17 protein-coding genes are annotated in these 20891 nt (G+C 43.3%); 8 read left to right on the forward strand and 9 right to left on the reverse strand.

Features of this window, described 5'->3' with window-relative positions; genetic code table 11:
• Window positions 1–140: 140 nt before the first annotated feature.
• Window positions 141–995 (reverse strand): bifunctional phosphoribosyl-AMP cyclohydrolase/phosphoribosyl-ATP diphosphatase HisIE, encoded by an 855-nt coding sequence (gene hisIE, locus CXF65_RS02540; protein ID WP_101210937.1) that lies wholly within the window; start codon window positions 993–995, stop codon window positions 141–143.
• Window positions 996–1148: 153 nt separating this feature from the next.
• Window positions 1149–1592 carry a thioesterase family protein gene (locus tag CXF65_RS02545; RefSeq protein ID WP_101210938.1) on the reverse strand — a complete coding sequence of 148 codons (444 nt, stop codon included), beginning with the start codon at window positions 1590–1592 and terminating at the stop codon, window positions 1149–1151.
• 647 nt (window positions 1593–2239) lie between these two features.
• Here CXF65_RS02545 and rpmI point away from each other — a divergent pair.
• From rpmI to CXF65_RS02570, 5 genes are all read left to right on the forward strand, one after another.
• Window positions 2240–2437: a 50S ribosomal protein L35 gene (gene rpmI, locus CXF65_RS02550; protein WP_025651519.1), complete on the forward strand. Its 198-nt coding sequence runs from the start codon at window positions 2240–2242 to the stop codon at window positions 2435–2437.
• Window positions 2438–2561: 124 nt separating this feature from the next.
• A complete protein-coding gene (rplT, locus tag CXF65_RS02555) occupies window positions 2562–2918 on the forward strand; it encodes a 50S ribosomal protein L20 (protein WP_025651520.1) in 357 nt (118 codons plus the stop codon).
• A gap of 357 nt (window positions 2919–3275) precedes the next feature.
• Entirely contained in the window at window positions 3276–4331 is a 1056-nt protein-coding gene (gene pheS / locus CXF65_RS02560) for a phenylalanine--tRNA ligase subunit alpha (protein WP_037026232.1), read from the forward strand.
• Window positions 4332–4435: 104 nt separating this feature from the next.
• Window positions 4436–6847, forward strand: coding sequence for a phenylalanine--tRNA ligase subunit beta (gene pheT / locus CXF65_RS02565; protein WP_101210939.1), 2412 nt, complete (start codon window positions 4436–4438; stop codon window positions 6845–6847).
• 516 nt (window positions 6848–7363) lie between these two features.
• Window positions 7364–7663 (forward strand): integration host factor subunit alpha, encoded by a 300-nt coding sequence (locus tag CXF65_RS02570; protein ID WP_101210940.1) that lies wholly within the window; start codon window positions 7364–7366, stop codon window positions 7661–7663.
• Window positions 7664–7844: 181 nt separating this feature from the next.
• On the opposite strand, the gene CXF65_RS02575 is transcribed toward CXF65_RS02570, so the two are convergent.
• A complete protein-coding gene (locus tag CXF65_RS02575; protein WP_025651523.1) occupies window positions 7845–8201 on the reverse strand; it encodes a hypothetical protein in 357 nt (118 codons plus the stop codon).
• 538 nt (window positions 8202–8739) lie between these two features.
• Between CXF65_RS02575 and CXF65_RS02580 the strand changes: the two genes are divergently transcribed.
• Window positions 8740–9624, forward strand: a complete 885-nt coding sequence (locus tag CXF65_RS02580; RefSeq protein WP_101210941.1) for a neutral zinc metallopeptidase — start codon at window positions 8740–8742, stop codon at window positions 9622–9624.
• A gap of 128 nt (window positions 9625–9752) precedes the next feature.
• Here the strand turns inward: CXF65_RS02580 and CXF65_RS02585 are convergent, their stop codons facing one another.
• From CXF65_RS02585 to trxA, 3 genes are all read right to left on the reverse strand, one after another.
• On the reverse strand, window positions 9753–9989 hold the full coding sequence (locus CXF65_RS02585; protein WP_025651525.1) for a glycine zipper 2TM domain-containing protein: 237 nt from the start codon (window positions 9987–9989) through the stop codon (window positions 9753–9755).
• A gap of 298 nt (window positions 9990–10287) precedes the next feature.
• A complete protein-coding gene (gene rho, locus CXF65_RS02590) occupies window positions 10288–11556 on the reverse strand; it encodes a transcription termination factor Rho (protein WP_055125334.1) in 1269 nt (422 codons plus the stop codon).
• 525 nt (window positions 11557–12081) lie between these two features.
• Window positions 12082–12408, reverse strand: a complete 327-nt coding sequence (gene trxA, locus CXF65_RS02595) for a thioredoxin (protein WP_057761928.1) — start codon at window positions 12406–12408, stop codon at window positions 12082–12084.
• A gap of 479 nt (window positions 12409–12887) precedes the next feature.
• On the opposite strand from trxA, the gene CXF65_RS02600 reads away from it, so the two are divergent.
• Both CXF65_RS02600 and CXF65_RS02605 read left to right on the forward strand, forming a co-directional pair.
• The gene (locus CXF65_RS02600; protein WP_101210942.1) at window positions 12888–13601 is read left to right on the forward strand and encodes an RluA family pseudouridine synthase; all 714 of its coding nucleotides are present in this window, start codon (window positions 12888–12890) and stop codon (window positions 13599–13601) included.
• 355 nt (window positions 13602–13956) lie between these two features.
• The gene (locus tag CXF65_RS02605) at window positions 13957–15540 is read left to right on the forward strand and encodes a flavin-containing monooxygenase (RefSeq protein WP_101210943.1); all 1584 of its coding nucleotides are present in this window, start codon (window positions 13957–13959) and stop codon (window positions 15538–15540) included.
• Window positions 15541–15600: 60 nt separating this feature from the next.
• On the opposite strand, the gene CXF65_RS02610 is transcribed toward CXF65_RS02605, so the two are convergent.
• From CXF65_RS02610 to CXF65_RS02620, 3 genes are all read right to left on the reverse strand, one after another.
• Window positions 15601–16542, reverse strand: a complete 942-nt coding sequence (locus tag CXF65_RS02610; RefSeq protein WP_101210944.1) for a D-2-hydroxyacid dehydrogenase — start codon at window positions 16540–16542, stop codon at window positions 15601–15603.
• A 309-nt stretch (window positions 16543–16851) separates the two neighbouring features.
• Entirely contained in the window at window positions 16852–17808 is a 957-nt protein-coding gene (locus CXF65_RS02615) for a response regulator (protein WP_025651532.1), read from the reverse strand.
• A gap of 83 nt (window positions 17809–17891) precedes the next feature.
• Entirely contained in the window at window positions 17892–20204 is a 2313-nt protein-coding gene (locus tag CXF65_RS02620) for a sensor histidine kinase (RefSeq protein ID WP_025651533.1), read from the reverse strand.
• Between the last annotated feature and the right edge of the window lie 687 nt (window positions 20205–20891).

Here is a 20891-nt window from a genome sequence, read left to right on the forward strand (position 1 = left end):
TGCGAAGCTAAAAAGAGCTATATTATAACCTACCATTGTGACAAAAAGGTGAAAGGTGACAAAAAGGTGAAAGCAATAATAATCAAACAAGGAAGATGCTTATTCTAGAGTTCCACAAGTTATCTTTGTGATTTCACAAGTTATCGAGCCGCTTTTTCATCGATGCCTGATAGTCCAAAGCGTCGTCCCAGCTCATTCAACACCGCGTCCGACTCTATATCGAACCATGCCAGCCCAACCAAAGTATGAAACCAAACGTCGGCCACTTCGTAGATAAGCTCGTGCCGCGCTTCGTCATATTGCGCTTTGTCCGTATTTTCATCACAATGGGCAAAATCTTTGGCAGCGATGATACTCTCTGTGCTTTCTTCGCCCACTTTTTCTAGGATTTTATTCAACCCTTTTGCGTATAAGCTTGCCACATAAGAGCTGTCAGCGTCTGCTTGCTTGCGCTCTGCCAATACCTTATCAAGCTGTTGCAAAATAGAGGTGTTGTCCGTTTGGGTATTATGATTTTCAGCGGCGTTACTAGCATTATCCGCATTAAGCGCAGCAGTATCGTGGTTGTGATCAGTAGCGCTGGCGGTTTTATCTGATTGATAAATATCTGCAGGGTCTTTTAATACCTTATCGACAGTTTGCCATTGCGGCGTTTGCCCAGACAAATCCAAACGCTGATAAAAGCAAGACTCGCGACCCGTATGGCAGGCGATACCCCCAGCTTGAGTCACGCTCAACACAATCACATCGGCATCACAATCTAAGTGAATATCATGGACTGTCTGAGTATGTCCTGATGACTCGCCTTTATGCCATAACTTGGCACGCGAACGTGAAAAATACACGGCGGTTTTTGTTTGTGCCGTTAATTGAAGCGCTTCAGCATTCATCCACGCCATCATCAAAATGCGCCCCGACGCATGGTCTTGAGCAATCGCAGGAATCAAACCATCAGCGTTAAACTTTATGGCAGTTAGCCAAGCAGGTAAAGTCATAATCTGTCTGTCGTCTTATAATTAGGAAGTGGTCAATAATTAAGTGGTCAGCAATAAAAGTCAATATCAGTATTGGCTATCTACTGATAAGATAAATAAATAGCTTGCGTCTATTGATGGGCTACGTAAATTGATGGGTTATATCAGTGTTTATCAGAGCTCGAACAACTGCGGATACAAGGCTTTTTTAATCGTATTATCCAGCGTGGTTACTTTATTAAGGCGAAAGTCATAATTGACAAAATGTTGTCTCGCCTTTGCCACTATGTCACCATTGTGCATGCGTGTGGCTTTGAACACGATATTGCCGCCATTATCATATAATGGCTCAACGCCAACCTCAAACAAAAGCTCCTCACGCGCCCGTACACAGCTGAAAACCCTCAGCTGTAACTCATTAATAATCAAGCCTTGATGATCAGCGTTAATCTCTTTAATACCTTTGGCGTATAAGAAACGCTGCATAGCTTCCGTCAGCAAACCGGTCAATGACTCTAGGGCTAAATGTTGACCCATATCAATTTCGGTATTGCGCACGCGCATCACCGTTTCAAACACAAATATTCCGTCATCAAAGTTTAATTCTTGGTTTGACAACGCTTTCTCCTAGAATGATTGTCCATAATCAATTTTTTGAGCGCTTGGCAAGCGAGCTTAGGGCGTGTCCTCAATTCAAGCGCTTGTCTCTAAATGGGCTAAAAATGGCTAAATTTTGCCAAACATCGTCAAATAGCTGATTAATATCCTGATATTATTTTCGCTATTTTCGCTATTTTCCTCATTTGACGGCAATTTATCTCATTTTTATGACCATTTCTAAAATGAGGACACGCCCTAGCAGTCCAAAAGCAACGAGCCGCGTATAATCCAAGACAAATATAGGCGATAAATGGCGTCGTTTATCGTCGCTTTAAGGTATAGCGCCGCTTAGTGTCTACTTAAGCACAGCTCAAGCTGACATTCAATCTATTTGCAAAAAAAATCGTGATTTACTAGGGTCTATTGAACATTCACAAATAGCCGTCACCAGTGCCACATTTGAATGTTCAATAGACCCTAATAATAACCAGACAGAACCTATTAAGGTAAGGCTAAAACTTTCCTTGGCAAAACAGCGCACTATCTGCTAAAATAGCGCCTCCCACCTCGAGGCAAATAGAGGTTTAGTGGTTGTTTTTAAAGCCACTATTCGTTATTGACTATTTGACGACCAGGTTCTATTAAAGACAAAGAGGCAAATCATCATGAAAAATAAGATGAAAACCAGAAGCGGTGCCGCTAAACGCTTCAAAAAAACAGCGAATGGCTTTAAGCGTAAGCAAGCCTTCAAAAGCCATATCTTGACCAAGAAATCAGCTAAGCGTATTCGCCAGTTGCGCGGTCTAAAGATGGTGGACAAATCTGACGAAGCAGCAGTTCGTCGCATGTGCCCATACCTCTAGTCGACTATCGTTATCTATTTTTAATTAAAAATATGTGACTTTGCAATCTGACAACGATGTCTGTTATTTACTAACATTCATTTCATAACATCGTTAATCGCTTAACAATATCTTGGAGTAATTTATGGCCCGTGTAAAACGTGGTGTACAGGCAAATCGCCGTCACAAAAAAATCTTAAAGCGCGCAAAAGGCTACTACGGTGCCCGTTCACGTGTTTACCGCGTAGCGGTACAAGCAGTGACCAAAGCTGGTCAATATGCTTATCGTGACCGTCGCAACAAAAAACGTACTTTCCGTCGTCTTTGGATTGCACGTATCAATGCTGGTGCACGCTTAAACGGTTTAAGCTACAGCCGCTTTATCAATGGCATGAAATTGGCTAACATCACTGTTGATCGTCGCGTACTTGCTGACATCGCTATGCATGATGCAGCAACTTTCACAGCCTTGGTCGAAAAAGCAAAAGCAGCCCTAGCATAAATATTAACTGTCCTTTAGGCATGCCGCTTGTTAAGTGATTATCTATAGTTACTTACTCATAAGGGATTATCTAAATGGATAGGACTAATATTGATTAATAGGTCGATATTAATAAAAGCTACCGCTGGTCGGTGGCTTTTTTTATATTAAATTATTTTACGGTCGGTTTTATTACCGTTATGATGTAAAACGCTTTTAGGGAAGTTGCACTTTTCATTGTCTAAATATTCAAGCCATTTCTGTAACACGTCTTTAATTTACAATGAATGGGTAAATGGTTTGCAATATTTGGTCAAATCCCTACAATTATAAATCACTATTACTAATAGTCCGTTTAAATCAGGAAGAATGCGTCTTATGACTACCCCTGCTGCTACCACCGATTTGTCGGCGCTACCGACCTTGTCTACAGAGCTCAGCGAGCTAACTGAAGCTCAGCTCACTGAGCTGGCCAGTGCTGCTGAAGCGTTGATCCTACAAGTAACTGATGTACGTGCGCTGCAAGATTTGCGCGTACAATTGACAGGCAAAAAGAGCCCGCTAACTGGCTGGTCAAAGCAGATGGGTAAACTCAGTAGCGATGACAAAAAAACCTATGGCGGCTGGTTACATCAAGTCCGTAGCCGTATTCAAGATGCATTGACGGCGCAGCAGCAGCAGCTAGAAGTGGCTGCACTAAATGCTAAGCTTGCAAGCGAAAGCATTGATATCACTTTGCCTGCTCGCGGTGGCCAAAAAGGTCACTTGCATCCAGTAACGATGATTACTCAGCGTATGCAGCAGTACTTTATACAAGCAGGTTTTAATGTCGCAACTGGCCCTGAAGTCGAAAGCGATTATTATAACTTTGAGGCGCTTAATATCCCTTCGCATCACCCAGCACGGGCGATGCACGATACCTTCTACTTCGATGCGCACTATCTATTGCGTACGCATACCAGTCCCGTGCAAATTCGTACCATGGAAAAGAATGAACCTCCGATTCGTATCATCTGTCCAGGTCGCGTTTATCGTAATGATTCGGACCAAACCCATTCGCCGATGTTTCATCAGTTAGAAGGTTTAATGGTTACTGAATCGAGCACTTTTGCTGAGCTAAAAGGCTTGATTAGTGAGTTCTTAGAAGCGTTCTTTGCTAAAGAATTGACTGTTCGTTTTCGTCCGTCATTTTTCCCATTCACTGAGCCTTCTGCTGAAGTCGATATCCTCGATGATAATGGTAAATGGCTTGAGGTCATGGGCTGCGGTATGGTACATCCACAAGTGCTAACCAACTGCGGTATTGATAGCGATAAATACACCGGCTTTGCTTTTGGTATGGGTATTGAGCGCTTTGCGATGCTGTACTACGGCATTGACGATTTGCGCCTGTTTTTCCAAAACGACGTACGCTTCTTAAAACAGTTTGGCTAGAGCGCTCCTTGTTCATATAAAAAGTGCTCCTTGTTAATACAACAAGTTGATTCGCCAACCTTTAATCCAAAATCTTTATTATAAAATTCTGATCCGAGATATTTATGAAAATTAGCGAACAGTGGCTACGTCAGTGGGTAAATCCAAACAATAGCAGTGAGCAATTGGCTGAACAACTTACCATGGCAGGGCTTGAGATTGACGATCGCTTTGCGGTTGCCCGTGCCTTTAGTGGTGTGGTCGTCGGTGAAGTCATCAGCGTCGAGCAACATCCAGATGCTGATAAACTGCGCGTTACGCAGGTGAATATTGGTGCCGCTGAGCTGTTACAAATCGTTTGCGGTGCGCCTAATGTCTACGTCGGTATGAAAGCACCTGTTGCGACCGTTGGGGCAGTGCTCCCAAGCGATGACAAGAAAGGCTTTAAAATTAAAAATGGCAACCTGCGTGGTGTCGACTCTAACGGTATGCTCTGCGGTGCTTCTGAAATTGATTTGGTGGACGATATCGATGGCCTGCTTGAGCTACCAGCTGATGCACCAGTCGGTATGGATATCCGTGAATACTTAGGCTTAGACAATCAAATCTTAGATATCTCTATCACCCCAAACCGTGGCGACTGCTTCAGCGTACGCGGTATTGCGCGCGAGATATCGGTTATCAACGATTTACCGATGCAGCAGCCTAAAATTCCTGCCAACGTGGCAGTTACTGATAACGTTTCTACTACTACGCCAGCTGTCACAGTTAGTGCAGTTGAAGCGTGCCCGCGCTATTTACTACAATCAATCAGTAATATTGATCGTAGCATCGACACCCCAAGATGGATGCAAGATGCGCTAATACAGTCAGGATTACGCTCGCATAACTTCTTGGTTGACGTGACCAACTATGTATTGATGGAATTGGGTCAGCCGCTACACGCGTTTGATGCTGATACCATTGAAGGCGATATCGTGGTACGTTTGGCACAGCCTAGCGAGACCCTCACTTTATTAAATGAGCAAACCATTATCTTAACCGGCGATGAATTGGTCATTGCCGATGATAAAGGTGCATTGGCACTTGCTGGTATCATGGGCGGTCAACGTAGTAGTGTCACTGACAGTACCACCAATATTATTGTAGAAAGCGCTTTCTTTAGTCAGCTTGCTATTGCCGCTCGTGCACGCCGTTTTGGTCTGCATACCGATGCCTCACAACGCTTTGAGCGTGGTGTCGATTTTGAATTGCCAGAGCTTGCTTTGGCACGCGCTGTTGATTTGATTACCAGTGTCACTGGTGGTCAAGCTGGGCAAATAGTAAAAGTGGAAAGCAGAGAGCACTTGCCAGCACGTACGCCGATTACTTTGCCAATCACTAAAGTCCGTGAGGTCATCGGTATTGAGATTGAGCCAGCCGTGATGGTGCGTATTTTGACTCAATTAGGCTTTGAGGTAGATCAGCAAGCCGATAGGCTGATTTGCACGCCGCCATCGTATCGCTTTGATATGAGTATTAAGGAAGACTTAATCGAAGAGATTGCCCGTATTTACGGTTATGACAATATTCCGAGTGTGTTGCCGCATTTGCAAGTCAGCATGGATTATGACGATACTGCGGACTTAACGCATGAAATGAAGCTGGCCTTGGTCAATAATGGCTATATGGAAGCCATTAGCTTTAGTTTTAGTGATGCAAAAATAGAAGCCTTGCTCGATGATAAAGCGCTTGGAGAAGTGTTGGCACTGGCCAATCCTATCTCTAGCGACTTGGCGGTGATGCGCCGTACTTTGCTATCAAGCTTATTGCCTTGTGTACAATATAACCTCAATCGTCAGCAGCCACGTGTCCGTTTCTTTGAAACGGGTCTTAGCTTTGTCGGTCAAAGTATTGGCGAATTGGTACAAACGCCAAGTATTGCATTGGTCGCAGTGGGTGACATTTGGGACGAGCAAGCGTATCAAAACCGTGCGTTAGACTTTTATGACCTCAAACACGACATCGAACAATTGCTACCAGCGCAAATCGATAGCGCCCGCATCCGCTATGAGCGTAGTGCGCTTGCCTTCTTGCATCCGGGTCAAAGCGCAAAACTCTATATCGATAATGAGTATGTCGGCTGGTTGGGTCAATTGCATCCTAACACCGCTAAGCAGTTAGATTTGCCAGCTACGTGGGTGGCTCAATTATCACTTGCGCCGCTACTAACACTTGCTCGTGAACAAGATGCGATTACCACGCCAAGTAAATTCCCACAAGTACGTCGCGATATTGCTATCTTAGTAGATAGCGATATTAGCTTGCAGACCTTAGAGTCGACGATACGCACGGCAGCAGGTGAGCTATTGACTGACCTATGGTTGTTTGACGTCTATCAAGGCGACAATGTACCAACTGGGCAGCGTTCATTGGCTTTTGCTTTGGTATGGCAGGATAGGTTACAGACCTTGTCTGATGAAGCAGTCAAAACCGCGACTGACAAAGTGGTACGAGCTTTAACTGAGCAACATGCTGCGAAGTTGCGTGACAGCTAGCATTTAGCATTAATAGTAGAGCATGCTCTGTAGCCTTTATAATTGTGAGGCTATAGGGCATTGCTATTTATAGCGTTTTTTATCTTATCGATAGATTTTATTTGTAAAAAAAGTTAAGTGGTTATTAATAAAGGATTTTAATGCAGACTTTATTAAAAAGACGGTAAAAAACCTTTATAATGACTAGGGTCTGTTGAACACTCAAATATTAGGACTGCTGATCGCTAAAGTCGCATCAAACTAGGCGTAAACCGACGATAATGTCGAGACCTTAGCTAGGTTTACAACAACGTTTGGGGTGATTTTAGCATCAGCCTTTTAGGGCAGGATTATTTTTTGCCAATATCTGGCGAAATTGTCTAACCTAGAATAACTAGGCATCCAAAATTTCACTGCGTATTGTCTAAAAAATAGCTGCTGCCAGTGTCATATTTGAATATTCAACAGACCCTAAGATTAACCTGATACCGCTAATCCATGATATTCGACATCACGACATAGCATAGGAGTCGTACTGTGAGCACCTTAACCAAATCTGACATGATTGAGCATTTGATGAGTCATCTGAACCTGACACGCCAAGAAGGCCGCTGTTTGGTAGAGAATTTTTTTGATGAATTGTCAGAGAGTTTGATTGATGGCAACGAGGTCAAGCTTTCAGGCTTTGGCAACTTCGAGCTTAAAGATAAAAGCAGCCGTCCAGGACGTAACCCTAAGACAGGGGAGCCCGTGGCAGTATCAGCACGTCGTGTGGTCACCTTTAAAACAGGGCAAAAATTTCGTCAACAGGTTGATGAGGGCCTATTTGATGAGTAGTAAATAGCAGCTACTGAGTCCTACCTAACGCTTGCCATTGCGAGATCTTATAATATCGCGATGTTGTTAAAACTGACATGAGTGCTCTATAGTTGTAAATATACTAAATAGCAGACATAAAAAAAGAGAGCATAGGCTCTCTTTTTTTTACTACAGTATGTTTACCGTCGAGACGATAAAATTACTGAGCTGGCTCTTCAACAACAACTTCGTCAGATGCTGCAACAGCAGTATCAGTTTCGCTAGCTACGTCTACGCTAGTAGTAGTACCGTCTACAGGAACTTCAGCGTCCATTTCGTCAGTAGCAGTTGCAGCTTGTGCATCAGCGATGTCAGCTTCAGCGCCGGCAACAGCAGCTTCAGCATCAGCAGTAACTTCGCCTTCAGCAGCAGCTTCGTTTAGCTCTTCAGAAGCATCTTGCACTTCTTCTTGCGCGTCAGATAAATCTTCAGCAGCGTTTTCTTTGTTGCTATCACAGGCAGTAAGGCCCATAGTTGCAGTCATGATACCAGCTAGAGCAAGTAATTTAAGTTTCATATGGTTTTCTCCGGAAAAATGAAATGAGCAGTAGCAGCGACAAAGGTTGAATGTCCGAGATGTCTCAGAATTCAACTAGTCTTAGTCACAGCTACTCAGCTTCCACGCATTCTATATGTTTTCTTTTCAAATGAAAAGACCTTGTACAATTGAGTAACAATAAAATTGTAAAAAGTATTTTACATAGCTCATCTAATATAATTTTTAATACAACAACTTCAATGAATCTACGTATAATTAACCAAAACCAAGCTGTTTTTAGATCCAATAAACGTCCATTATTGTTTAATATTTTCTTTTAAATATATACGCTTAGACGGATTACCTTAAATAGTACAGGCATAAAATTAATGTCTTATTAAGGCTAGGTAAATATTGTTAAGGATAGGTAAGTATTGCAAAAAGAAATGATACAAATAGGACCAAGCTTTAGATAACTAACAAGCATGGTTGTAGCAAAAGCGATTCAAAAATTATATAACATGAATAACTATCCATACGAATAGCAGGATGTATCGTATGTTTCTGGAGTAAGATTATGAAATGGCAAGGCAGACGAGGCAGCTCCAACGTACGTACGAGTAGCGGCGGTGGCAAGATGATCGGTGGTGGTATTGGCGGTATTATTATCGCGGGTATTTTGTGGTTAGTGTTTGGGGTCAACCCCATGACAGCCTTACAGACGGGTCAAGTAGTGGCCGGTGGTAGTAATACCTCGACTGAGCCGGCGACCAGTGATGACCGTGATACACAGTTTGTGAAAGTCGTGCTCGCTGATACAGAAGAAGTGTGGCATCAAATATTTAATGAGGGCGGTAGTACTTATCAGGAACCGTCGTTAATTCTTTTTAATGGACAAGTCAGTTCAGCCTGTGGCAGTGCCACGGCAGCGACGGGACCTTTTTATTGTCCAGGTGACCAGACGGTTTATTTAGATACGTCTTTTTTCGTAGAGATGCGTCAAAATCTAGGCATCGCAGGTGATCAGCAAGACTCTGGTGGTCAAGATAATGAAGGTAAGGCAGGTGACTTTGCCCAAGCCTATGTGATTTCACATGAAGTCGGCCACCATGTACAGACACTATTGGGTATTACTCAGCAGGTCAGTGAAGCCAGTCGTCAAGTCACGCGTACAGAAGCCAATAAGCTCTCCGTATTACAAGAACTACAAGCTGATTGCTTCGCAGGGGTATGGGCGCAGCGTAACCAAGCGCGTGTCCAGTTCTTAGAAGCAGGCGATATAGATGAAGCCATCAATGCTGCCAGCCAAATCGGTGATGATCGTCTGGCACGTGCTAGCGGTGGAGCGGTAGTTCCTGATAACTTTACTCATGGTACCAGTCAACAGCGCGTTCAATGGTTCACTCGTGGTCTAGAGAGTGGCAGTGTGCAGACCTGTGATACCTTTAGTGGCGCATTGTGAGATAGTAGCGCGTTGTAAGAATATTCTTAAAGTCATCAATGATCTATTAGACACAAAAAAGCCTGCAATGATTTGCAGGCTTTTTATTCTTACCGCTATCGCTTGATAGCTTCGATATTTATAACCAATTATTTGGTTTGGTCATAGATGTAACCACCAGCACCACCAAGTGCTGCACCAGCTAGTGCGCCACGTGCGATATCTTTGCTATCGCCTTTGCTTCTGATAAGGGCACCAGCAGCAGCGCCAGCAGTCGCACCTTTTACAGTGTTGCTTGCATTGCCGTATGGACCTGAGTTACAACCAGTCATGATTAGTGCTGAGCTAGTAATAGCTGTCATTGCAAATGTTTTAGCAAATTTCATAATGTCACCTGTTAAGTTGTTAAATTAAAAATACAATATACACGATATTTTTGAATACGTTTTACTACTTTTCATAGTAGTCGTTGAATACCTTTCTAGTCGTGGTAAAAACGCTAATCTTTGCAAATAGAGTGTAAAAGATGTTGCCTCACTGTATCGATGGTAGTGCTTTTGCTGAGGGTTATTATATTTGATTCGATAATACGCTAACTGTTTTCATCTTTATTATTTATGTGAGTCAGAAAAAAGACCGCTTATAAGTAAGCGGTCTTTTTATATAATAGCAACGATAAGACGATTAGTTTTGAGATTTACGCTTCATTTGCTCAAAGAATTCGTCATTAGTCTTAGCTTCTTTTAGACGATCTAGCAAGAACTCAGTAGCTTGGACGCCATCCATCGGCTGCAGCAGTTTGCGTAAAATCCATACTTTACGCAGCTTGTCTTCATCCAGCAGGCGCTCTTCGCGGCGTGTACCAGATTTTTTGATATTAATCGCAGGGAAGACACGTTTTTCAGCCAAGTCACGCTCAAGCGTGATCTCTTGGTTACCCGTTCCCTTAAACTCTTCAAAAATAACGCTATCCATCTTACTTCCAGTATCAATCAATGCACTGGCAATAATGGTCAAACTACCACCTTCTTCAACGTTACGCGCAGCACCAAAGAAACGTTTTGGACGTTCTAGGGCATTGGCATCCAGACCACCCGTCAACACTTTGCCTGACGATGGGATAACCGTATTATAAGCACGTGCTAGACGCGTAATTGAATCAAGTAAAATCACCACGTCTTGCTTGTGTTCAACCAAACGCTTGGCCTTTTCGATGACCATTTCAGCAACTTGTACGTGACGCTGTGGAGGCTCATCAAAGGTAGAGGCGACCACTTCACCGCGTACCGTACGTACCATCTCGGTCACTTCTTCTGGACGCTCATCAATCAATAGTACGATCAAATAGCATTCAGGATTATTACGAGTGATTGATTGCGCGATGGTCTGTAGCAACATCGTTTTACCCGCTTTTGGCGGTGCGACGATGATAGAACGCTGACCTTTACCAATCGGTGCGATCAAGTCGATGATACGACCAGTCAAATCTTCAGTGGTTCCGTTACCAAGCTCAAGTTTTAAATGCTCAGTTGGGAATAGGGGTGTCAGGTTCTCAAAGATAAGCTTATGACGTGAGCGATCTGGCGTATCAAAGTTGATTTCGCCAACTTTTAATAGCGCAAAATAACGTTCAGAATCTTTGGGCGGGCGAATGGTGCCAGCGATACTGTCACCCGTTTTTAGGCTAAAGCGACGGATTTGACTTGGGCTGACATAGATATCATCAGGGCCTGCCAAATAAGAGCCTTCGGAGGAGCGCAAAAAGCCAAAACCATCAGGGAGAACCTCAAGCACACCATCACCGTAGATGGCTTCACCGTTACGAGCATGGGTTTTTAGGATAGCAAAGATAATGTCTTGTTTACGGCTACGAGCCATATTATCAAGACCCATTTCTTTGGCGATAGCCAATAGCTCAGCGATTGATTTTTTCTTTAATTCAGTAAGATTCATAGATAGGTCATTAGCAATTGATCAGATGAGAGATGCCATTAGCAGCACAAGTCACGACAGTGATTAAAATAACGGTAATATGATGATATGGGTGTGTGCACAGCGCTGTAGTTTATGTAGTTTTGGTTTTATATGTCTGCTTATGTACGCATTGCCATCATCGGAGGCAAGGTAATAAGAAATAAGGATAAAAAAGGCTACATAAGAGTCTGCGTCAAAAACTCAATATCAGTAATTGCGTTTAGTCATTTTGTTCAGCAATGGTGTTTATAATGACGATTGTGTTTTTGTTGATAAACACGAGGAGAATAGCGACAAGATACTTAGGAAAACAGTTGGTTTTCTCTTGTCAGCAGACTATACGGTCTTCACAATAGCGTTGTCAATAAATTTTGCCAAAAAAGTCACATTATCGAGTTTTTTGCACAAAAAACAAGCAAAAAAGCCACTATCTTAGTCAGATAATGGCTTTCTCAGTTATTCTATTTTACCCGCTCAAGATAGTCTGAAGCGAGAAAATTCAACTTATAAATGCTTGTCTAGTACTTTAGCCAATTCAGCTTTTGGCTGTAGGCCCATTACTGAATCAACTTTTTCGCCATCTTTGAATACAAATAGCGTTGGGATGTTACGAATACCAAAACGGCTAGCCGCTTGTGGGTTGTTGTCTACGTCTACTTTGACGATTTTAACTTTACCTTGGTACTCAGTCGCTAGATCTTCTAAAATAGGGGCGATGGCTTTACAAGGACCACACCATGGAGCCCAGAAGTCTACTAGTACAGGTACGTCTGATTGTAGAACGTCTTGATCAAAGTCTGTATCGGTAGTATGTACAATAAGGTCTGACATAATTTTATCTCTCTTGTTTTATTACTTCTATCACCACTCATCGACCTATATATCGGTTTAATAATAAATCAGTTGGTGGTCAAAGAATTGTTTAGAAGGGGTGAAAATGTGCCATTATATTAACATGTTTGGCAACGATTGGCAGACGCCAGCTGGTTAAATTGCTTAACAATTACTATTAGCACAATAAATCGAAACATAACTAAACAGGTTATGTTCTATCTGTCACTTGCATCCTCTGTTGTCATTTTAGTTTTGCACTCACACCTGACCTTGGCTTTGTGCGCTAAGATTGTTTTTATGCTCAGTTTCAGTTTCAACGTTAGCTAAAAGACTTAGTGTCAGTATTCAGTTTGTATACTTCAGTGTAGATAATTCAATTCAGATGCTATTGTCAGCTTGGCTTTTTGATACACGCTAGTCCCCAACTTTAAATCCAATAATATAATTTAAGTCCAATAATATAAGTAGCTTTTTTTATGCCTTTTACTGACGACAAAATCCTGACCCTTAACGCCCAAGAAAAGGACTATCCGCTTGAATTTTTTCAAGAATTTGCGCAAGCCGTTACCGTCTATGAAGATGATGACATCTGGGTGGTCGATAAGCCAGCAGGACTATTGAGTGTCGATGGTAAAACCCTAAAGGTGAGTTTGCTCGCGCGGCTTGAACGTGCCAATCCTACGGTTAAATTGATTCATCGATTGGATATGGATACCTCAGGGCTGCTCATTTTTGCAAAAAATGCCGAGGCACAAACCAATATCAGTAAGCAATTTATTGAACGGTTACCACAAAAGAAGTACCAAGCACGGGTTTTTGGCGCGTGGGAAAGCGTAGGGGCAACGGGTAAAATCTCAGTGCCAGTGCGCTATGAGCCAAGCACCAAACCGCGCCATATCGTCGACCACGACTGGTCAAAGCACGCGCTCACTTTGTATGAAGTACTGGCGCATGAAGACTGCAATGGTCAGACGGTCACGCGCGTGATGCTAAAGCCAGTCACCGGTCGTAGCCATCAGTTACGTGTCCATATGGTACACGTCGGTCACGTCATGATTGGCGATCCCATTTATGCTGAAGGGGAGGCCCTAACGATTGCACCGCGGCTCAACCTGCATGCACAGCAATTGCGCCTCAAACATCCTACGCTTGGCGCGTGGATGGATTGGGAAAGCCCCAGCCCTTTTTAAAAGCTCTGTTATTAGGATCTATTGAGCATTCAAATGCTAGGACTGCTGATCGCAAAAATCACACTAAACTAGGCGTAAACCGATGATAATGTCGAGACCTTAGCTAGGTTTACAACAACGTTTGGAGTGATTTTAGCATCAGCCCCAAGTACAGAAGCAGGGGCAGGACTATTTTTTGCCAATACATGGCGAAATTGTCTAACCTAGAATGACTAGGCATCAAAAATTTCACTGCGTATTGTCTAAAAAATAGCCACTGCCAGTGCCACATTTGAATGTTCAACAGACCCTAAATTAATAATGTAAAAGTCATCATGCAAATTAAAACCCGTCATGTAAAAACAAGGAACGTATTATGCTTGATATGACTGCAACCAAACAAGCCATTAGCCAGCGCTTTAAACGCAAAAAATCACCAGCAACGCCGCCAGTAGATTGTGATGTTCTCATCATTGGTGCAGGGATTGCTGGCATCGGCATGGCCTGCCATTTACAACAACGCAAGCCAAAGAAGCAACCACGTATGGACCCAAAAACGCCGCCATTTATCGTGTTAGAAAAACGCTCAGATTTAGGCGGCACGTGGGATTTATTCACTTATCCTGGTATTCGCTCAGATTCTGACGCTTTGACCTTTGGCTATAGCTTTAGACCGTGGTTGGATCATCGCATGCTGGCAGCGGGTGAGGATATTAAGCGCTATATCGCTGATACGGCATGCGAATTTGGCGTGTCGGAACATATTCGCTATCAGCATGAAGTCCTGCAATTGTCGTGGTCCAGTCGCGATCAACGGTGGTCAGCCACGATTAAAAATCATGCAAGCGGCGAGATGTCTACCTTGAGTGCCAACTTCGTCGTCGGTGCCACGGGCTATTACGACTACGAGCAAGGCTATCAACCGTATTTTGAAAAGGAAGAAGATTTCCAAGGTCGTATTGTCCATCCGCAGCATTGGCAGAATGTCGATTATGATGATAAAAAAGTGGTCATTATCGGTAGCGGCGCTACAGCAATGACCTTGCTGCCTGCGATGGTCAATAAAGACGATGGTCAATGCGTGCGCCATGTCACGATGCTGCAACGTTCGCCGACTTATGTGGCAAGCGTACCCGGTGATGATTATGCGCTTGACTGGCTGTCTGCTAAATTTTCGCCTTTATCAAAACAGCAAGCTTATACGCTGCTGCGGACGCGTAACGTCTTAAGACAGCAAGGTGTTTATCAATTTGCTACCCACGCACCGAAAGTGTTAAAAGCGCTGTTAACCCATGGCGTAAAAAAAGAGCTAAAGGGTAGTGGCGTGAAGGTTGATCATTTTGTACCGGCTTACAATCCGTGGGATGAGCGACTATGTGCGGTGCCAGATGGTGATTTATTTAATGCCTTGCATAGCAAACGAGCCGCGGTAGTCACTGATCAAATCAGCCACTTCACCAAAACGGGTATCATGCTTGAGTCAGGCAAACATCTCGATGCTGACATTATTGTCACCGCAACCGGATTGAAGTTGCAAATGCTCGGCGGTGCAGCCTTATATATCGATGGTCAGCCTGTCGATGTGGGCGCACGCATGACGTATAAAGCAGTCTTAGTTGAGGGTGTGCCGAATATGGCCGTGTTGTTCGGTTATATTAACGCCTCGTGGACGCTAAAGATCGACTTGGGCTGTCAGTATGTCGTACGGCTACTTGAGCATATGCAGAGCCATCGCTATCAGGTCGCTGTGCCAAAAGCTGAGACCAAGCACGAAAAAGTGCAGGTTCAGCCTGATACGGTGATGGGTGCACTATCGGCGGGCTATGTGCAGCGGGCGCAAGATGAGCTGCCCAAGCAAGGTGATCGTTATCCTTGGCACGTGACCAACAACTATGTCAGCGACCGCATCATGCTCAAGTACCGTAAAATAAAAGACGACTGGTTACGTTTTAGCCGTTAAGTGCGTTAGCGCCCATTCTTAACGGCAGTTCTTTGTTCACGATCTTTTATTGGTTGCCATTTAGTGCTTATTGATAAAATCAGCAACTTGTTTACTTAGCATTTCCCATAGGGTCTCTTGCGCGCTTTTGCTGCCCCAAGCGTTATGCGGGCTAAAGATGACGCGGGGATGATCACTAATGCTGAGTAGTGGATCCTCGTCGGTGATAGGTTCTTGCTCAAACACGTCGCTAGCATAACCGATGATTTGCTCGCTATTAATGGCATCGGTCAGCGCTTGGCTATCGACAACGCCGCCACGAGCAACGTTGACGATAAGTGGTTGCTTAGCCATTTTTGCCAGAGTATCTGCATTAATAAGGTGCTGGGTTTGCTCGTTTAATGGACAATGTAAGCTCAGCACATCAGACTGCGCCAGTACCTCTTCAAACGCCGTATAATCCTCATTACGCGGCGTACGGTCTTGATGTTCTGCCCACAATACGCTCATACCAAAGGCACGGGCAATCTCGGTGACGCGCTTACCGATAGTACCGACGCCGATAATTCCCAGCGTTTTATCTTCCAAATCTATCAGTGGAATATCCAGTAGGCAGAAATTACCGTTACCTTGCCAAGTACCATCGACCACTTTTTGATGATAGTGAATGCTGGCGCGCATGGCAGTTAGCATCAGCATAAAGGTATGCTCGGGCACGCTTTTGACCGCGTAACCGGCAACGTTATACAGCGCAATATTGTGCTTAGTACAAGCGTCTTGATCGACATTATTCATACCTGTCGCTGTCAGCTGGATAAGTTTAAGCTTGGGTAGTTTAGCAATGACGTCAGCATTGATTTGGACTTTATTGGTGATGATAATATCAGCGTCTTTGCAGCGCGCCAAAATAACGTCATTGTCTTTTGGCGTATCATCATAAGTCACATAATCACTGATGCCTGTCGGTGCTGGCAAGTCGACGCCATCAGAAAACGTACCTTTATCTAAAAAAACGGCTTGCATGGTTATTCCTTATTTATTATTGTCGTATAGATGGTCATCGGCTTAATGTATGGTCAGTGAAAAGTAATATCGAAACATCACGCACCGCTGATATCCATTTTTCTTGCTTGCTGTACCTGCGCAGACAGAGTCTACGAAAAATTGATATCAGCAATACCGCAGCGCTTTTAGGATATTTTGACTATAGCACGTTGCAGTCTTTAGTCAAAAAACCCCGTCAAAAAGCGTCCAGCAAAAAACCTCTATTTTATTGAAATAGAGGTTTTATTTTTTGAGACAGTCGTTTTTGTGCTTACGTCGCTTTTACGCTTATAAAGAGAAACGCTTACGCAATTTACCTATTAGACTACGTACGCGACTGCTTAAATCAATACGCACATCGTTTTCAGGGTCGTGCTCGACTTCATAGCGCTTAACCAATTCAGGACTGGCTTTCAGTTTTGTATGATGCTGGAACGCACGGTTGACGCTAATCTCAAGGAGGCTAGCGCGCATTGGTTTTGGTAAGCAGCGATAGACCTGACCTTTATTAATCAAATCAATCAACAAGCCTGCATCTTGGAATTCAGTTTGTACTAAAACCACCAAGTGCGGCGCATCTTGTTTCAAGGTAAAGATAATCGGCGCGATGTTCTCGCCGCTGACATTGATGTCGGTAATACAAACACCGATATCTTCATTCGCCAAATAATCATAAGCTTCTTCTAAGCCTTTAGCATGCAGGACTCTATAGCTGTTCGAAAACTGCTTACGTATTTGCTCAATCAGATCGTTGGTTTCATCGATGACCAATAGCGTTTGTTTGTTGCCTGAGCTGTCGAATTGTTCAGCGTCTTCGTCTGGATTATAGGTCAAAGCTATTTCGGTGGCGCGACCGACGACGGCAAGCAGCTCTTCAGATTTACAAGGTTTGGTCAAATAACGATAAATCTCTCCATCGTTAATAGAGCCGATAATCGCGTTCAAATCAGCATAACCGGTCAATAAGATACGCATGGTAGACGGCGATACTTCTTTGACTTCGCGCAAGATATCGACACCAACGCGCTCAGGCATACGCTGGTCACTGACCGCCACGTGTACGTGGTTGTTTTTGATATAGTCGATATATTCAGTCGGGTCAGTGGTGATAAAAACGTCATGCGTTTTACGAAACAGCAGTTTCATCGAACGTAAAATGCGTTGTTCGTCGTCAATAAATGCCAGTTTTGGCTTTGGTTCAGACCCTAACTCCGTGCTAGGGGTTTCCATTTCAAATTCATTCATGATGGTATCCTTATGATGAATAATAGTGCTATAGCTTTATATAATCATTAAAATATCAATTATAATAAGACAGAACCTAGCGTTTACGCTGCTAGGCTTTGTTCCGTTAAGTCATTATCAATCGGTAGCGTTAAGGTAAAGGTGGTGCCAACGCCTTCGGTCGAGACCGCTTGAATGTCGCCATTATGCTGCTCCATAATCTGCTGACTGATGGCCATACCAAGTCCAGTACCTTCGCCTGCGCCCTTAGTGGTAAAGAACGGCTCAAAGATTTGATTGAGAATCTCTGTGCTCATACCTTTGCCGTTGTCGCTGACATCGATATAGACATTGCTGTCATCAGAGCGCGTCCGCACTTCGATTTTGCCATCCGGTTTTTCTCCCATAGCTTGCGCAGCGTTATTCAATAGGTTGACCAAGACTTGGTTAATCTGTGACGGCGAGCATTTAATCTCAGGCGTTGGGGCAAAGTCTGTGACAATTTCTTGATGTCTGATAGAGTTGCCAGCGATTTTCAATGACGCTTCGATACACTCGCGTACATCGATGGTTTTCACTTTTGACTCATCAAGGCGGGCAAAATTACGTAGGTTTAACACCATTTCAGTGATTTGCTCAACGCCAAAGAGTGAATCTTTAATCAGCTCTTTTAGCTCAGACGACAAGTCATCTTCTTGGATTTCATCGGAAGCACGGACGATATCTGCCAATAGCTTATCAATTTTGCCATCAGCAGCGGCATCCGTTTTAACGGCTTTTAACCCTTGTACCAGTTCAATCAGCTCTTCGTATTGCTCAGTCAACTGACCGATAATTTCAAGGTTGTTTTGCACATAAGATAATGGCGTATTTACTTCATGAGCAACACCCGCAACCATTTGACCTAACGTCGCCATTTTTTCTGAACGAATCAATTGCAGCTGAGAGTTTTTCAGCTCTTTTAGCGTATCTTGCAGCTCAGCGGTACGTTCTTCGACTTTAATCTCTAGCTGCTGATTGATATTGGCAAGCTTACCTTCGTTAGATTGGATACGGCCTAATAGGTCATTAATAGAGCCGTTTACCAGTCCAATCTCGTTGCGACCTTCAGCGAATTTAACCTCGCTTAGCTTATTATATTGCTTATTGTTAATCAGGTTTTCCGCTTTAGAGATTTTATCGGTGGTTTCTTTCAACGGTTTGAATGCCAAGAATGTCAGCATAAAGTAAATCACACCCGCTGTGATTAATAGCGCCAAGGCAATCCAGTTAATCAAGTTTTCACTGAGATTATCGGCGATAGCGTTAATTTCAGCATCAGGCTGGACAACGATAAGCTTCCAATAGGTCTCAGGAATCTCAAACACGTACGCTTGACTGCCGTTGTAGAAGTTGTCTTTAGTCAGCTCAAAGCTCTGCAATAAGCGACTATCCATAGCGTTTTGCTTGTTTTCGCTATTATTGAGATAAGCGGCATAATTGACCAAATAATAACCTTTGGAATCACCCGTTTCTGCTTTATCAATCGTATTCAATACTTGCTGTACTTGCGGCGATACGCTAGCAGCAACTTGCTCAATAGTCTCGTTACGTTGGACATCTAAGAAATCAAGCACCGGTTGCCAAGCAGGGTCTGAGTTGATAACTTGCTTAATATCAAGTGGCGTGCCTGTCTTTTCATCAATATAGCTCAAGCGTTCAGGGTTAGAAGAAGCGATAACCTTGTCACTGTTATCCAAGAGTAGAATGTAACCTGAACCTGAGCTTTCACTTAACTGAACGATGTTTTCTTGTAGCTGGTTTAGGGTAAAGTTGACCGTACTGGCACCCCAAAACTGATTGTCACGCTCGATTGCCACACCGCAGCTCATCGCCAGCTCGCCTTTGGTTTGGCTCGCGCGTACATGGTTCCAGATACAGCTCTCGGGTTTGAGCAGCTTTAAGACGCTAAACCAATCTTCCTGATAATAAGGATTGGCTGGATTTGGGTCGCTCAACACCGCTTGATAATCGCCGTTTTGACGTACCATCAGGAACGGGTGGGTAGCAGTATTTGCCCCAAGCGCACCGTTATCAGGCCAAATACCACCACTGCCTAACAAACTATAATCACGCTTATCAAAGGCATTGGCGGTACTGGCTTGTAAAATCGCCTCTTCTGTTGGCAAGGTTTGTGCGCTTTGTTGCAGCAGCAACGCACTACGCATCACCCGATTGATATCAGCAGAGATACTATTGACTGCCGTATTACCACGTTCAGCCACCAGTTTTGCAGATTCAAGGCGGATTTTCTCATAGCCTTCTTTATCAACAACATAAACGACGACGGCGAGTACGATTGCAAAAGCAATAAATAGAATAGTAGTCACTTGGGTACTGACTTGATTAAAAAAGCCAACTTTTTTGGAGGCACTCATGGTGGTGATGGTCGTTGGATAATGGTGACCACAAAAAAAACTGCCAATACAATTTAGGGTCTGATGAACATTCAAATGTGGTACTGGCAGCGTCTATTTTTTAGACAATACGCAGTGAAATTTTTGACGACTAGTCGTTCTAGGTTAGACAATTTCGCCATGTATTGGCAAAAAATAGCCCTGCCCTAAAAGGCTGATGCTAAAATCACCCCAAACGTTGTTGTAAACCTAGCTAAGGTCTCGACATTATCGTCGGTTTACGCCTAGTTTGGGACGATTTTAGCAATCAGCAGTCCTAACATTTGAATGTTCAACAGACCCTAATGATCGCAATCAATCAGGTGGTTATGTGTAATTTTGATTAAAATGGTCTATGTATAACGGCAAAACACCTAAAAGTATAAAAGTTATGGCGGTATAACTTAATCGACTGATTAAATTTAATTGCCATAACTTTAAGGACTATAATTTTAAAGACTATAATTTTAAAGACTATAAAAAGCCACGCTGTGCTTAAGAACACCGTAAAGCAGTTAATGACGAATAATGAGAGTCTAAAGGGTATATTTAGAAGAGCGTTTGGACAGTTCAGATAATTCAGGTAAGAAAAAAGAAATGTTCTATTGCATTTGTTAACAATACAGAAGCAATTTTATAATGACAATATTTTTCTTTACTTGCGAGTCG

The organism is Psychrobacter sp. Sarcosine-3u-12 (assembly GCF_002836005.1).
Classification (GTDB): Bacteria; Pseudomonadota; Gammaproteobacteria; order Pseudomonadales; family Moraxellaceae; genus Psychrobacter; species Psychrobacter okhotskensis.

Bases quoted from the DNA above. Each gene is read 5' to 3' on its own strand.
- pheT (WP_101210939.1), top strand. From the start codon at position 4,436: ATGAAAATTAGCGAACAGTGGCTACGTCAGTGGGTAAATCCAAACAAT.
- rho (WP_055125334.1), bottom strand. From the start codon at position 11,556: ATGAATCTTACTGAATTAAAGAAAAAATCAATCGCTGAGCTATTGGCT.
- CXF65_RS02610 (WP_101210944.1), bottom strand. From the start codon at position 16,542: ATGCAAGCCGTTTTTTTAGATAAAGGTACGTTTTCTGATGGCGTCGAC.
- CXF65_RS02605 (WP_101210943.1), top strand. From the start codon at position 13,957: ATGCTTGATATGACTGCAACCAAACAAGCCATTAGCCAGCGCTTTAAA.
- CXF65_RS02585 (WP_025651525.1), bottom strand. From the start codon at position 9,989: ATGAAATTTGCTAAAACATTTGCAATGACAGCTATTACTAGCTCAGCA.
- pheS (WP_037026232.1), top strand. From the start codon at position 3,276: ATGACTACCCCTGCTGCTACCACCGATTTGTCGGCGCTACCGACCTTG.
- CXF65_RS02575 (WP_025651523.1), bottom strand. From the start codon at position 8,201: ATGAAACTTAAATTACTTGCTCTAGCTGGTATCATGACTGCAACTATG.
- rplT (WP_025651520.1), top strand. From the start codon at position 2,562: ATGGCCCGTGTAAAACGTGGTGTACAGGCAAATCGCCGTCACAAAAAA.
- CXF65_RS02620 (WP_025651533.1), bottom strand. From the start codon at position 20,204: ATGAGTGCCTCCAAAAAAGTTGGCTTTTTTAATCAAGTCAGTACCCAA.
- CXF65_RS02580 (WP_101210941.1), top strand. From the start codon at position 8,740: ATGAAATGGCAAGGCAGACGAGGCAGCTCCAACGTACGTACGAGTAGC.
- CXF65_RS02600 (WP_101210942.1), top strand. From the start codon at position 12,888: ATGCCTTTTACTGACGACAAAATCCTGACCCTTAACGCCCAAGAAAAG.
- hisIE (WP_101210937.1), bottom strand. From the start codon at position 995: ATGACTTTACCTGCTTGGCTAACTGCCATAAAGTTTAACGCTGATGGT.
- trxA (WP_057761928.1), bottom strand. From the start codon at position 12,408: ATGTCAGACCTTATTGTACATACTACCGATACAGACTTTGATCAAGAC.
- rpmI (WP_025651519.1), top strand. From the start codon at position 2,240: ATGAAAAATAAGATGAAAACCAGAAGCGGTGCCGCTAAACGCTTCAAA.
- CXF65_RS02615 (WP_025651532.1), bottom strand. From the start codon at position 17,808: ATGAATGAATTTGAAATGGAAACCCCTAGCACGGAGTTAGGGTCTGAA.